General features: G+C 65.6%; 15 protein-coding genes. 10 read left to right on the forward strand and 5 right to left on the reverse strand.

Annotated elements, in window-relative coordinates:
- The first annotated feature begins 267 nt into the window (after positions 1–267).
- Both VGV07_RS15260 and VGV07_RS15265 read left to right on the forward strand, forming a co-directional pair.
- Positions 268–609: a hypothetical protein gene (locus VGV07_RS15260; protein ID WP_326869575.1), complete on the forward strand. Its 342-nt coding sequence runs from the start codon at positions 268–270 to the stop codon at positions 607–609.
- Positions 610–743: 134 nt separating this feature from the next.
- The gene (locus VGV07_RS15265) at positions 744–1,130 is read left to right on the forward strand and encodes a GFA family protein (RefSeq protein WP_326869576.1); all 387 of its coding nucleotides are present in this window, start codon (positions 744–746) and stop codon (positions 1,128–1,130) included.
- On the opposite strand, the gene VGV07_RS15270 is transcribed toward VGV07_RS15265, so the two are convergent.
- Positions 1,127–1,675, reverse strand: a complete 549-nt coding sequence (locus VGV07_RS15270) for an AAA family ATPase (RefSeq protein ID WP_326869577.1) — start codon at positions 1,673–1,675, stop codon at positions 1,127–1,129. The two genes, VGV07_RS15265 and VGV07_RS15270, sit on opposite strands and share 4 nt — an antisense overlap.
- A 185-nt stretch (positions 1,676–1,860) precedes the next feature.
- Between VGV07_RS15270 and VGV07_RS15275 the strand changes: the two genes are divergently transcribed.
- From VGV07_RS15275 to VGV07_RS15290, 4 genes are read left to right on the forward strand one after another with little or no spacing between them, the layout of a single operon-like run.
- Positions 1,861–5,286: a response regulator gene (locus tag VGV07_RS15275; RefSeq protein WP_326869578.1), complete on the forward strand. Its 3,426-nt coding sequence runs from the start codon at positions 1,861–1,863 to the stop codon at positions 5,284–5,286.
- Positions 5,283–6,131 (forward strand): CheR family methyltransferase, encoded by an 849-nt coding sequence (locus tag VGV07_RS15280; protein WP_326869579.1) that lies wholly within the window; start codon positions 5,283–5,285, stop codon positions 6,129–6,131. The genes VGV07_RS15275 and VGV07_RS15280 overlap by 4 nt, the downstream gene beginning before the upstream one ends.
- Entirely contained in the window at positions 6,121–6,684 is a 564-nt protein-coding gene (locus tag VGV07_RS15285) for a chemotaxis protein CheB (protein ID WP_326869580.1), read from the forward strand. Before VGV07_RS15280 ends, VGV07_RS15285 begins: the two co-directional genes overlap by 11 nt.
- Positions 6,671–7,750: a response regulator gene (locus tag VGV07_RS15290; RefSeq protein ID WP_326869581.1), complete on the forward strand. Its 1,080-nt coding sequence runs from the start codon at positions 6,671–6,673 to the stop codon at positions 7,748–7,750. The genes VGV07_RS15285 and VGV07_RS15290 overlap by 14 nt, the downstream gene beginning before the upstream one ends.
- Positions 7,751–7,782: 32 nt before the next feature.
- Here VGV07_RS15290 and VGV07_RS15295 read toward each other — a convergent pair whose 3' ends face one another.
- Both VGV07_RS15295 and VGV07_RS15300 read right to left on the reverse strand, forming a co-directional pair.
- Positions 7,783–8,244, reverse strand: coding sequence for an NUDIX domain-containing protein (locus tag VGV07_RS15295; protein ID WP_326869582.1), 462 nt, complete (start codon positions 8,242–8,244; stop codon positions 7,783–7,785).
- 176 nt (positions 8,245–8,420) lie between these two features.
- Positions 8,421–8,858: a PPC domain-containing DNA-binding protein gene (locus VGV07_RS15300; RefSeq protein WP_326869583.1), complete on the reverse strand. Its 438-nt coding sequence runs from the start codon at positions 8,856–8,858 to the stop codon at positions 8,421–8,423.
- A 234-nt stretch (positions 8,859–9,092) separates the two neighbouring features.
- Between VGV07_RS15300 and VGV07_RS15305 the strand changes: the two genes are divergently transcribed.
- Positions 9,093–9,800 (forward strand): gamma-glutamylcyclotransferase, encoded by a 708-nt coding sequence (locus VGV07_RS15305; protein WP_326869584.1) that lies wholly within the window; start codon positions 9,093–9,095, stop codon positions 9,798–9,800.
- Between the two features lie 199 nt (positions 9,801–9,999).
- Here VGV07_RS15305 and VGV07_RS15310 read toward each other — a convergent pair whose 3' ends face one another.
- The gene (locus VGV07_RS15310; RefSeq protein ID WP_326869585.1) at positions 10,000–10,314 is read right to left on the reverse strand and encodes a DUF1905 domain-containing protein; all 315 of its coding nucleotides are present in this window, start codon (positions 10,312–10,314) and stop codon (positions 10,000–10,002) included.
- A gap of 116 nt (positions 10,315–10,430) precedes the next feature.
- Here VGV07_RS15310 and VGV07_RS15315 point away from each other — a divergent pair, with 116 nt between their 5' ends.
- Positions 10,431–10,850, forward strand: a complete 420-nt coding sequence (locus VGV07_RS15315) for a VOC family protein (RefSeq protein ID WP_326869586.1) — start codon at positions 10,431–10,433, stop codon at positions 10,848–10,850.
- A gap of 42 nt (positions 10,851–10,892) precedes the next feature.
- Here the strand turns inward: VGV07_RS15315 and VGV07_RS15320 are convergent, their stop codons facing one another.
- On the reverse strand, positions 10,893–11,696 hold the full coding sequence (locus VGV07_RS15320) for a phosphodiesterase (RefSeq protein WP_326869587.1): 804 nt from the start codon (positions 11,694–11,696) through the stop codon (positions 10,893–10,895).
- A gap of 134 nt (positions 11,697–11,830) precedes the next feature.
- Between VGV07_RS15320 and VGV07_RS15325 the strand changes: the two genes are divergently transcribed.
- Positions 11,831–12,853 (forward strand): LLM class flavin-dependent oxidoreductase, encoded by a 1,023-nt coding sequence (locus VGV07_RS15325; protein WP_326869588.1) that lies wholly within the window; start codon positions 11,831–11,833, stop codon positions 12,851–12,853.
- Positions 12,854–12,867: 14 nt separating this feature from the next.
- On the forward strand, positions 12,868–13,443 hold the full coding sequence (locus tag VGV07_RS15330) for an SOS response-associated peptidase (protein WP_326869589.1): 576 nt from the start codon (positions 12,868–12,870) through the stop codon (positions 13,441–13,443).
- The last annotated feature ends 70 nt before the right edge of the window (positions 13,444–13,513 follow it).

Raw genomic sequence — 13,513 nt, forward strand, 5'->3', positions numbered from 1 at the left:
TCAGGATGGGTCCCGGCCTGCGCCGGGATGACATCGAGTTTAGGGCGCTGTCTGTGGTGAACGCCTTGATCGGCGATGCCAGTGTGCAGCATCCAGTCCGATCGTGAACGCTGCAGCACCGAGCCAGCAAGGGTGATACATCAGCCGACCAACCTTGCGCGGATGTAAGGTGGCGGACAGGGCTGCGTAAGGAGCGAAGCTCAGGGTCTGTTCCGGCCTCTGGAGGTCGACGATTGGTCGACCAGGCCGCAACCGATTGGAGTTGTCATGCGCAAACTCGTCCTTCCCCTGCTGCTCGTTGCCGCCCTCGGCGCCTCGTCCGGAGTCATGGCTGCCGGCTATGGCAGCGGCGCCACCATGGTCGCCCCCGCGATGCATGCGCCGGCAGCACACGCGCTCGCCATGGCGACGCCGCTCCACCTCAAGCTTTCCCGCGGCACCATCAAGCTGATCGACGCCAAGGCGTGCACCATCACCCTCGCCAGCCGGAACGTCTACCAGTTCGGCCCCAGCTGCGACTTCTCGAGGCTCAAGGTCGGCGAGCGGGTCTCGATCAAGTGGGCGCCGAAGGGCAAGCTGCGCGACGCGACACTGATCGCCGCCCGCTGACCGCAGGCGGGCGGCTGAGCGCGGGCGGGAGACAGGGAAACGGCCCCTGCCCGCGCTTCTCGCCGGGACGGCTATTTGGCGCTAAGAAGTGGGGTGCTTGCGGCCATGCGCCGTCGCGCACTGGGAGCCAACTCATGCCCACCGCCTCCTGCCTCTGCGGCAATGTCCGCCTCACCACCGCGGCCGACCCCTATCGCACCGGGATCTGCCACTGCCTCGATTGCCGCAAACATTCCGGCAGCCTGTTCGGGGTGTTTGCGATCTTTCCGGCCGACGCCATGACCATCGAGGGCACGACGCACGAGTATCGCGGGCGGCATTTCTGCCCACGCTGCGGCTCGTCGGTGTTTTCGGTGAGCGATGATGAGGTCGAAGTGCATGTCGGGGCGTTCGATGCACCGGACCAGTCAAAGCCGAGCTACGAGCTCTGGACCATCCGCCGCGAGGGGTGGCTGCCGCCCTTCCCGCTCAGGCACAGCTACCAGCGCAACCGCGAGGGTGGCGGGCGCAGCGAGGATTAGCCGGACAGCTCGCCGGTCAATTGCTGCACCCGTTGCGCGCGCGTGCCGGTCACCTCGACGACGCGCGGCCTCTCGGTCAGTAGCCCGAGATCGTCCTCGCGCAGCATGGTTCTGAGCCGTGCATCCACCCGTTTCCTGAGCTTGGGATACTCGATCGCCACCTCGATCTCGTCCGGGGTTCTGAGCGGCACGAAGGCGACGAGATCGAGCGTTGCCAGCGCATCCTCGATGCGTTTCAGAAGCTTGCCGTCGGGGCTCCACTCAAAGCCCTCGGCGGCGCTCAGCACCTCGAGATAGCCCAGGAAATCGAGCGGGCAGCGGTCGAACACCACATTCGCCTCGCTGGTGGCGAGGAGCAGCGCGCAGCTCTGCTTCAGCTGCTCCTCAAGGTCCGCGACCGATGGCCCGTCGGCGAACACCACGCCCTGTTGCGCCAGCAGCCAGTAGGGCTCCGGCACCGCCTCGTAGCGCGGTGTCGCTGCAACGAAATCCTCTACAAGCGTGGTCTTGCCACTACCGTGCGTGCCGGTCACCGCGATGCGCATCGAGCCCCCTGCCCTTTGGCCCTCCCTGCCATCGCCGAGGCTGAAAGTCCACCGGACTCCGCCAGACGGCGCGGCCTGTACAAACGTGAGCGGGCAATCCCCAGCACGACGCCCCGGCGACTATCGCGACGATTGTCCAACGTGTATCTCCGTTGGGCCAATTCTACCCCTACCCGAGTGCCCCCATGAATCGCCGGCAAGTCCAACAACCCTCGAAGCAAATCTTCGGACTCGAGCCCAGCGTTGCGCTTGGCCTTGTCGCGGCGTTCCTGTTCTTCATCGCAAGCGGGATCATCGCCTATCTCAACTTCGACGCCCTGCGGATGGGTAACCAGCGCATCGTGCAGACGCACCAGGCGATCGTGGCACTCGATACGCTGCTGTCGCAGGTGCAGGATGCCGAGACGGGCCAGCGCGGTTACCTGCTGACCGGCGAAGAACCATACCTCGCCCCCTACTCGACCGCGCTTCGCGCGATCCCCGGGCAGCTCGACGAAATCGGCCGGATGACCTCGGTGAATGCCGGGCAGGACGACCGGCTGGTCCTGCTGCGCCAAGCCGTCGAAACCAAGCTGGCGGAGCTCGCAAAAACCATCGAGTTCAAGCGGGGCGGCGAGGATGCAGCGGCGCTGGCCGTGGTGCGTTCGGATGCCGGAAAGCTGGACATGGATGCGATCCGGGCGCAGATCGCTGCCATCGCCCAGGAAGAAGTCAGGGTTCGAAGCCAGCGCCTTGCAGAAATGGAAGGAGCGCAGCAGCGTGCGTTCCTCAGCACATTGCTGTCGGGTGTGCTGGGCTTGTTGCTGACCGGAGTTATCGCCCTGCTGGTCAGGCGGGCAACCGCGGCGCGTCGCCGCGAAGAGTGGCTGCAGTCGGGCGAGGTCGGCCTCGGCGCCGCGATGATGGGCGATCGCCCGCTCGAGCAGTTGGGCAACAGCATCCTCGATTTCCTTGCGAGCTATACCGGTGCGGTTGCCGGCGCCATGTTCGTCAGCAGCGGCGACAGCTTCCTGCGCGCCTCCGTACATGGGGTACCCGCGGACGCGGCCATTCCCAGCAAGTTCGGACCACGTGAAGGCCTGCTGGGCCGAGCGGCCGACGAACGCCGGCCCGTAGTGGTGGATGGCGTGCCGGACGGCTACCTGGCATTCGGCTCTGCGCTGGGGCAGGACAAACCGCGGCACCTCGTGATCGTGCCGGCGCTGGTCGACGAGCAGGTAAACTCCGTGCTCGAACTGGGCTTTCTCACGGCGCTCGACGAGCGTGTCGTGGCCTTGCTCGATCGCGCATCAGAGGCGGTGGCAATTGCCGTTCGCTCGGCCGCCTATCGCGGGGAGTTGCAGAACCTGCTCGAGGAGACGCAACGCCAGTCCGAGGAACTGCAGACCCAGAGCGAAGAACTCAGGGTCGCCAACGAGGAGCTCGAGGAACAGAGCCGGGCCCTCAAGGAATCGCAGGCGCGGCTCGAGCAGCAGCAGGTCGAACTGGAGCAGACGAATGCCCAGCTCGAGGAACAGGCCCAGCAGCTCGAGACGCAGCGCGACGACCTCGAGCGGACGAATATCGCCATCGAGCTGAAGGCCCGCGAACTCGAGCAGGCGAGCCAGTACAAGTCCGACTTCCTCGCCAACATGTCGCACGAACTCCGCACGCCGCTGAACTCGTCGCTCATCCTCGCCAAGCTGCTCGCCGACAACCCCGAGGACAACCTCACCGCGGAGCAGGTCAAATACGCCAAGACCATCCAGTCTTCCGGCAACGACCTGCTGAACCTCATCAACGACATCCTCGATCTGTCCAAGATCGAAGCCGGGCATGTGGAAATCCGGCCCGAAACGGTGGCCGTCGAGCGGCTGGTGGGAAACTTGCGGCAAGTGTTTCAACCGCTTGCGGCCGACAGGCAGCTCGAGTTCGTGCTCGAAATGGCGCCGACGCTGCCGCGCACCATCGAGACCGATCCGCAGCGGCTGGAGCAGGTGCTGAAGAACCTGCTCTCGAACGCGATCAAGTTCACCGAAGCCGGACGGGTTACCCTGTCGATCGAGCCCGGCGACAACGGAACGGTGAGCTTTGCCGTGAACGACACCGGCATCGGCATCGCCAAAGACCAGCAACAGAGCATCTTCGAAGCCTTCCAGCAGGCCGACGGCACCATCAGCCGGAAATACGGCGGGACGGGTCTGGGCCTTTCGATCTCGCGCCAACTGGTTCGGCTGCTGGGCGGCGCCATCACCCTCGACAGTGAGCCCGGCCGCGGCAGCACGTTCAGAGTCAAGCTGCCCGTGGGCTACGACCCGCAGCGAGTTGCCCCAAGAGAGCCCCCCGCCCCTGCCCCGTCGCACCAGGTCGCCCCGGCTGCCGCCCGCCGCCCCGAGGCAGGACCGATAGTCCGGACAATCGACGACGATCGGGACGCCCTGGCGTCGGATGACCGCCGCATCCTGCTGGTTATCGAAGACGATACGACATTTGCGGGGATCGTCCGCGATCTCTCGCGTGAAATGGGCTTCCAGTCGATCGTCGCCGGCACGGCCGAGGAAGCGCTGCGCCTCGCCAAAGACTACATGCCCAGCGCCATCGTGCTCGATGTCGGGCTGCCCGACCAATCCGGACTCGCAGTGCTCGACCGGCTCAAGCAGGACGTGCGGACCCGGCATATTCCGATCCACGTCGTGTCGGCGGGCGACCATACCGAGAGCGCCTATTCGCTGGGCGCAGTCGGCTTCGCCAACAAGCCCGTGACGCGCGAGCAACTGGTCGCCGTGCTGCAGAAGCTGGAGACCAAGCTGGCGCAGCGCATGCATCGCGTGCTGGTGGTCGAGGACGACCCCATCCAGCGAGAAGCGGTGGCCAAACTGCTCGGCTCGGGCGATGTCGAGACGGTGACGGCGAGCACGGCGGCCGAATGCCTGGCCCTGCTGGAGCAGCAGACCTTCGACTGCATGGTGCTCGATCTGTCGCTGCCGGATGCCTCGGGCTACTCGCTACTGGAAAAGCTGAGCCAGGAGGGCGCCTACTCGTTCCCCCCAGTCATCGTCTATACCGGCCGCGAACTGTCGCCGGTGGACGAGGAGAAACTCAGGAAATACTCGCGCTCGATCATCATCAAAGGCGCGAAGTCGCCCGAGCGGCTGCTCGATGAGGTGAGCCTGTTCCTGCACCAGGTGATTTCCGATCTGCCCGATGAGCAGCAGAAAATGATCCGCAAGGCGCGGCATCGCGACAGCCTGCTCGAAGGCCGGCGCATCCTCGTCGTCGAGGACGACGTGCGCAACGTTTACGCCCTGACCAACATCCTGGAGCCGCGTGGCGCCAGTATCCGGATCGCGCGCAACGGCAAGGAAGCGCTCGACGCCCTGTCCGGGGCCGGCGAGGACAAGATCGACCTGGTGCTGATGGACGTGATGATGCCGGTGATGGATGGCCTTACGGCGACCCGCGAGATCCGCAAGGACCCGGCCCTCAAGAAGCTCCCCATCATCGCGCTTACCGCCAAGGCGATGCCCGACGACCAGCAGCGCTGCATCGAAGCCGGAGCGAACGACTACATGGCCAAGCCCCTCGATGTGGAGAAGCTGCTGTCGCTGGTGCGGGTCTGGATGCCCAAGTGAGCGACCGGTCTCAGCTCGAAAAGGTCGAGGACATCGAGATCCGGCTGCTGCTCGAAGCGCTGTTTCTCAAGTATCACTACGACTTCCGCAACTATGCGATGGCCTCGATCAAGCGGCGCCTGCGACAGGCGCGTCAGCAGCTCGGCATCGCCACGTTCTCCGCCCTGCAGGACAGGCTGCTGCACGATCCGGATATGCTGCCGCGGCTGCTGGGCTATCTCACCATCCAGGTCAGCGAAATGTTCCGCGACCCCAGTTACTTCAAGGCCATCCGCGAGCAGGTGGTGCCGCACCTGCGGACCTACCCTTCGCTCAAGGTGTGGATCGCCGGCTGCAGCGAGGGTGAGGAGCTCTATTCGCTCGTTATCCTGTTTCGGGAAGAAGGCCTCGAGGACCGCACCATCTTCTACGCCACCGACATCAACCATCAGGCGCTGGAAGCGGCCGAGGCCGGGGTCTATCCGCTCGATCGTATCCAGCTGTTTACCGAGAACCACCGCAAGTCGGGTGGCAGGTCATCACTGTCCGACTACTACCAGGCAGCGTATGGACGCGCCCGCTTCGACGCCAGCCTGCGCCGCAACGTCGTCTTCTCCGACCACAGCCTCGTCAGCGACGCAGTGTTCGGGGAGATGAACCTGATCTCGTGCCGCAACGTGATGATCTATTTCGACCGCAAGCTGCAGGACCGGGCCATCGGCCTGTTCGGGGACTCGCTGTCACGAAAGGGCTTCCTCGGCATCGGCTCGAAGGAGACCCTTCGCTTTTCAAGCCACAGCGCGGCTTTCGTCGATTTCGTGCGCGAGGAGAAGATCTACCAGAGGCGATCGAACGATGGGGGCTGAGCACAAGGCTATCGTCATCGGCGCCTCGGCGGGCGCGGTGGAGGCGCTTACGGCGCTCCTGCCGTCGTTGCGACCCGGCTTCCGACTGCCGGTGATCGTCGTGGTTCACCTGCCCGCGGATCGCCGCAGCGCCATGGCAGAGCTATTCCGCGCAAAATGTACCCTCGAAGTTCGCGAGGCCGAGGACAAGGACCCTATTGCCGCAGGGACCATCTATTTCGCGCCGCCCGACTACCATCTGCTCGTGGAAGCCGATAGGACTTTGTCGCTGTCGTGCGATGCTCCGGTGCTCTTCTCGCGACCTTCGATCGATGTCCTGTTCGAGAGCGCCGCCGATGCATATGGTCCACAACTGGTCGGGGTCGTTCTGACCGGCGCCAATGCCGACGGCGCCCGAGGGCTGAAAGCGATTATTGACGAGGGCGGGATCGGAATAGTCCAGACGCCCTCTTCGGCTTTTGCCTCTGCCATGCCCGAGGCTGCCCTGCAGGCGAGCCCAACTGCGAAACCCCTGACACTCCAAGCGATTGCAGCATATCTTGAAGACATTTGAGCACCCCAAGGCCCCGGTTCCCTTCCTGCTGGTCGATGACCTCGACGAGAACCTGCTCTCGCTGGAGGCGCTGCTGAGGCGTGACGACATCCTGTTGCTGAAGGCGCGCTCCGGAGACGAGGCGCTGGAGCTGCTGCTCGAACACGACGTCGCGCTCGCCTTGATCGACGTGCAGATGCCGGGGCTCAGTGGCTACGAGCTCGCCGAACTGATGCGGGGCAACGAGCGCACGCGCCGCGTGCCGATCATCTTCGTCACGGCGGGCACGGCGGACGGAGCACGCCGCTTTCGCGGCTACGAGGCGGGCGCCGTGGATTTCATCCAGAAGCCGATCGAACCCGACATCCTGCGCAGCAAGGTCCATGTGTTCTTCGAACTCTACGTGCAGCGGCAATGGCTCGCCGCGCAACGGGATGAACTGGCGGCTCACGCCGCGGCGCTCGAAGAGGCGGCACGCGGCAAGGATATCCTGCTGCGCGAGATCAACCACCGGATCAAGAACCTGTTCAGCCTCACTGCCGGCCTCATATCGCTGAGCGCGCGCTCCGCGACCACGGTTACGGAGCTTGCATCGGACCTTCGCTCGCGCCTGGGGGCGCTCGCCCGCGCTCATGACCTGACCTTGCCGGATCTGTCGAAATCCGCCGAACCGACGCCGACCAGCACCACAGTGATGCAACTGCTCGAGGCCATCCTCGACCCACATCGTCATCCGGGCGCGGCGCAGATCAGCGTTGCCGGCGACGATGCGCCGCTGCGCGGCTCGGCTCTGACCTCATTGGCGCTGCTGCTGCACGAGCTCTCGACCAACGCGGTGAAATATGGGGCGCTGGCATCGCCCGAAGGACAGCTCGACATCTCGCTCGCCAACCAGGGCCAATCGCTGCACCTGGTCTGGGACGAGAAGGCTGCATCGCCGCCGAAATCGACAGCGAACAGAGAAGGCTTCGGCACAACGCTCGAGAAGGTCGCGCTGCAGGGCCTGGGGGGCGAGATCATCAGGGAGTGGAGACCCGAGGGCCTCCGCCTCAGCCTGGTGCTGCCACTGGATGGGCTCTCGCCCTGATCCGGGTCCGGCGCCAGCCTGGCGGACGCTGCCTATCGATCAATCGCAACCCGCAAGGCATCAGCCAGCGGCTGCTGTGGCAGGTGCAGCCTCGTACGCGCCGCATCGAGCCCGAACCACTCGGCCCGATCGACCTCGGGAAAGGTCTGGCGGCGACCTGAGTGCGGCGGCCATTCCATCTCGAAACTGTTCGAGACCAGGGTCCTCGGGTCGAAATCGCCCTCCAGCGCGAATGCCACCAGCCGCTTGCCGCCCGACAAGGAAAACTCGCCAAGCGGAACAAGGTCTCCCGTCGGCATCGCGCCCACCTCTTCGGCAAACTCGCGCCTGGCTGCCGCCTCGTAATCCTCACCGGGCTCGATCAGGCCCTTTGGAATTGACCAGGCTGCCAGATCCTTGCCAGTCCAGAACGGGCCGCCCGGGTGCACCAGCAGCAGTTCGCGACCCGCGACGCCAAGTCGGTGGAGCAGAATGCCGGCGGAGATCTTGGGCATGTCTTCGCTCCTTGGCCTTCTCAGCTGAGCTGAACCACAGTGTCGCCGCCCCCGCTGGATGTCATCTCTGCGAAAGCAGGGATTGTCACGGGCCGCACCATGGGAGAGTTGGGTCCCTGCTTTCGCAGGGATAACACCGAGTAGGCGGCGGTCATGGTGGACACCAAGGGCCCATCCTACACCCGGATCAACGCCACACCGCTCTCCGCGTCGAGGCGCTTGCGCAGCGCGCCGGGCGATTCCGTCAGCACCAGTTCCAATGTCGGTCGCACCAAACCGGATTTGAGATGTCCGGCCAGCGCGCTACCGTCGCGGCGTCCCAGCACCGCATGCGCATGCACTGCCGGGTGTCCATCCGGCCCAAGGGCAATGTCGCCGCTTAGGGATGCGACCTCGACCTGCTCCTCCACCGGGATCGGCAGATACTCCTTCAACTCCCAATCGAAGAAGGCCAGTGTCGCCCGTTCGAAGGCGCCGATCGCCGTGAAGCTCGCGGCATCGAGGCCCTCTGCGTCGGCGAAGCGGCTGAGACAGTCGATGGCTTCGTCGCCCGTCTCGAGCACCATCACCCAGGTCGCCTGACCCGCTACTTCGTGGATGCGCCGTGTCTGCATTGGGGTCTCCTGTCGCTGCCCTTCGGCAACGCCGGCTCGGCCGCTTCGGTTGCGACCGGCGTCGAAACCGGGTCGTCCGGCCGAAGGCAGTTCCGTACCACCGGTACACTTGATCCCCCGCGCCGCTACCGGCATATCGCCAACCAACGTTGTTTCGTCGCGCTTTCGAACCGGAAAGGTCTGCAACCTTTCCTGAGAGCGCTCCAGCGGGGGGCGACCGCTTGGAGTTGGACGATGTCCCTACCCCGCTCCGCAATGGAGCTGACCGCAGAACTGGTTGCGCTGGTCGAGCGCACCGAGCCCGATCCGGGCCCGACGCCCGGCCTGCCCGACCCGACCGCCGCCGATCTCGATGCCACCGCGAGCGCCCTGCTTGCCACCCGTCCGGCTGGCCCGCTCTGGCTGTTCGCCTATGGCTCGCTGATCTGGAAGCCCGAGCTGACCCACCTCGAGACCCGCCAGGCGCTGGCGCATGGCTGGCACCGCCGCTTCTGCATGCGGCTGACCCGCTGGCGCGGCACCCGCGACGTGCCGGGGCTGATGATGGCGCTCGATCGCGGCGGCTCGTGCGCCGGGCTCGCCTATCGGCTGCCCGATGCCGACCCGCATGGGCAACTGGTGCGGCTGCTTATCCGTGAGACCGACAGCCGGCAGCCGACCAACGTGCCGCGCTGGATGCGGCTCACGACGCCGGATGGCCCGCTCCATGCCCTGGCTTTCGTCGCTTCGCCCAGGGGGTCCAACTATGCGGGCCGGCTGCCCCATTCGGTGGTGGCGCGGACCCTGGCCAGGGCCGCCGGGCACTGGGGGTCGGGAGCGCAATACCTCTACAACACGGTGACGCAACTCGAAGCACACGGCATCCGCGACCGGAACCTCTGGGCCCTGCAGGCCAGGGTCGCCGAGGAAATCCGGGGGCTGATGCTGCCGCTGGCGGCGTGAGGATCCGGGATATCTCGCGGGTGATCCAAACCATACGCCGTGTCATCCCGGCGTAGGCGGGATCCATCCTGAGATCGTCCGGCTTCAGCGCTGACCGCATCATTTCAGGATGGACCCCGGCCTTCGCCGGGGCGACACCGGTGGGTGTGGAGAGATCGAGCCCCACCACCGGGGCCGGACCGGCCCAATGGCGCGGCGCTCAGTCCCGGAACTGCAGCGGCACGTAGCCGCCGCCGATGGTCATTTCGACATCGACCTGATCATCGGCCGTGACGCCGAGCTTGTTGCGCACCACCTGCTTCAGCGGCAGCAGGTAGGTATCGTCCTTGGGAAACAGCGACGTGGTGAAGCTGACGCCGTTGATCGTCGCCTCCACCGGAATGACGCCCCAGCCATAGCTCGCGGCCTTCTTCACCTTGGCGATCTCGGCGCCGATGTCGGTTGGGATGCGGGCATAAAAGAACGGCGCCGGTCCGCGCCAGTAAATCACCGTTGCCCTGAACTGCAGCTCCATCCCGGCCTCCTTCGCCGCGCAAATAGAGCGGACGGCCAAGGCGCTCGCAAGTCCATACGTCTTGTTCCGGTCACGGCCGCCAACTAGCCTCGGGCAAGGCAGCACGGGAGGAAACCATGCCGACACGTCTCAATCCCTATCTCAACTTCAACGGCAACGCCCGACAGGCGATCGAATTCTACCACAGTGTGTTCGGCGGCGAGTTGACCACCAGCACCTTCGCCGAGGGCGGCATGCCGCACGATCCGGCCGACAAGGACAAGCTCATGCATGGCCAGCTGATCTCCAAGAGTGGCTACTGGCTGATGGCGTCCGACACGCCGCCCGGCATGCCGTTCAGCCCCGGGAACACCATCAGTGTGTCGCTGAGCGGCGACGACGAAGCTGAGTTGCGCGGCTACTGGGACAAGCTGGCCGTCGGCGGCACGGTAATGATGCCGCTCGAGAAGGCGCCGTGGGGCGACAGTTTCGGCATGCTGGCCGACAAGTTCGGCACGCCCTGGATGGTCAACATCACCGGCGCGGGCAACGCCTGAACCACCAGGCGGCGGGGCGGCTCGAGCCGCCCCGCTCACCCATCACTCGGCGGCCGCCGCCAGCGTGATCTCTTCATTGCCGTCGACGAAATCTTCGAACAGCACGGTGGTGCGGTCTTCGGTGCCGATCACCACGGCCATCTGGCCGGGGCCGGTGAGGCGGCGGATCGGCTTGCCCGGCTGATCGACGTTGAAACTCACCGAGTAGTGGCCGCCGGCCAGCGTCGTGAACGCAATGCCGCGATAGGTGGCGGTCGAGGTGATGTGGACGTGGCCGGCGATCACCTGGCGGATATCGTCGTGGGTCAGGAGCGCCGCGAGGAACGGGCCATCTTCGAGGATGCGGATGGTATCGGACTCGATATGCAGCGCGTTGGCGTTGTGATGCAGGATGACGATCACCGGCTTGTCGGCGGCTTCCGCCAGGCGGGCCTTCAGCCAATCGATCTGCTGCGCCTCGAGCACGCCATCGACGCGACCCGGCTCGGACGAATCGAGCAGGATGATGCGGTAGCCCTTGATGTCGATGACCTTGTCGAGATGTCCGGTTTCGCCCGCGAATTGTTGGCCGAACACGGCCAGGAAGGTGGGCCGGTCATCGTGGTTGCCGAGGGTGATGTGCACCGGGATGCTCAGCTTGCCGAGGATCGCCTGCAGCCGACGATAGGCCGCAGCCTGGCCGAGATCGGCGAGATCGCCGGCGAGGATGCAGAAATCGGCGTCGGCGTAGCGGGCGTTGATGGTTTCAACGGCGGTCTCCAGCCTGGCGGCGGTATCGAGGGTCATCGACAGCTCGCCTTCCGGCACCAGATGCAGGTCGCTCATCACGATGAATTTCAGTGTCACGGCAGTGGCCCCATGGTTGATGGCGCCCTGCTAGCTGCGCCGGATGACCGGCGCGTGACAGCTGCCACCAACGTTGCCCCCTCCCCCTTTGCCGTGACATCTAGGGGTCCCGGCAGACTCTGAGACCCACAGCCATGAAGAAGATCGGTTTCCTCTCGTTCGGGCACTGGACGCCCTCCTCGCAATCGCAGACCCGCTCGGCGGGCGATGCACTGCTGCAGTCGATCGACCTCGCGGTGGCGGCCGAGGAACTGGGCGCCGACGGCGCCTATTTCCGCGTCCATCACTTTGCCCGCCAGCTTGCCTCGCCGTTCCCGTTGCTGGCCGCCGCCGGCGCGAAGACCAGCCGGATCGAGCTCGGCACCGCCGTCATCGATATGCGTTACGAGAACCCGCTCTACATGGCCGAAGATGCCGGCGCCGCCGACCTGATCGCCGGTGGACGCTTGCAGCTGGGCATCAGCCGCGGTTCACCCGAACAGGTGATCGATGGCTACCGGCATTTCGGCTACGTGCCGGCCGAAGGCCAGACCGATGCCGACATGGCGCGGGGCCATGCCGAGGTATTCCTCGACCTGCTCGGCGGCGAAGGCTTTGCCCAGCCCAACCCGCGCCCGATGTTCCCCAATCCCCCGGGGCTGCTGCGGCTCGAACCGCATTCGCCCGGTCTTCGCGATCGCATCTGGTGGGGCGCCGCCACCACGCCCACGGCGCAGTGGACAGGCAAGATGGGAATGAACCTGCAAAGCTCCACCCTGGTGATGGCCGAGTCCGACAAGCCGTTCCACATCCAGCAGGCGGAACAGATCGCCGCCTTCCGCGCCGCCTGGGCCGAGGCGGGCCACACGCGTACGCCGCGCGTCTCGGTGAGCCGCAGCATCTTTCCGCTGGTCACCGATATGGACCGCGCCTATTTCGGCGGCGAGGGGCGCAGCCAGGATCATTTCGGCTATATCGAACCGGGCAAGCAAGCCGTGTTCGGGCGCAGCTATGCGGCGGAGCCGGAGCAGCTGATCAAGGAACTCGCCGAGGACGAGGCGATCAAGGCGGCCGATACGCTGCTGCTGACGGTGCCCAACCAGCTCGGCGTCGCCTATAATGCGCACGTCATCGAAGCCGTGCTGAAGCACGTGGCGCCGGCGCTCGGCTGGCGCTGATTGGAGTCCGGGTGATGTGTAACGACTACGAACAGCACGTCACCCAACAGCAGTACCAGCAGGCCATCAAGGCGCTCGAGCTGGATTCGACGGGCGCTGCGGCAGAGCTGCCGCAGGCCGACGATATCCGCATCGGCGATATGGGGCCGGTGCTGCGCGCGGCCGGCAACGGCGTCGAGCTGGTCTCGATGCGGTTCGGCTGGCCTCCGCCGCGCCCCAAGGCACCGCCGGTGTTCAACTTCAAATCCGACGGGCGGCACTTCGACAAGTCGAAGCGCTGCCTCGTCATCCTCTCGGGCTTCTTCGAGTTCACCGGCAGCAAGTCACCCAAGACCAAGCATCGCTTCAGCGTGAAGGGCTCGCCGATCATGGCGATCGCGGGCCTGTGGAGCGAAGACGCCGACGGCGCGCTGAGCTTCACCATGCTCACCACCGAACCGGGGCCCGATATCGCGCCCATCCATGATCGGCAGGTCTGCGTGATCCTGCCCGAGGACTGGGCGCATTGGCTGTTCCTCACCAAGCCCGAGGAGGAGCTGCTGAGGCCGCTGCCGGCCGGGACATTGGATGTGGTGACGGTTCGGCCTTAGGGGCGGCCTAGTCGCCCAGATGTCTCAGCCCGGTGGGAGGGGCCAAGCGGAGATTAGCCGCTGGCCCCGT

Source organism: Devosia sp. (assembly GCF_035944845.1).
In the GTDB taxonomy this organism is placed as follows: Bacteria; Pseudomonadota; Alphaproteobacteria; order Rhizobiales; family Devosiaceae; genus Devosia_A.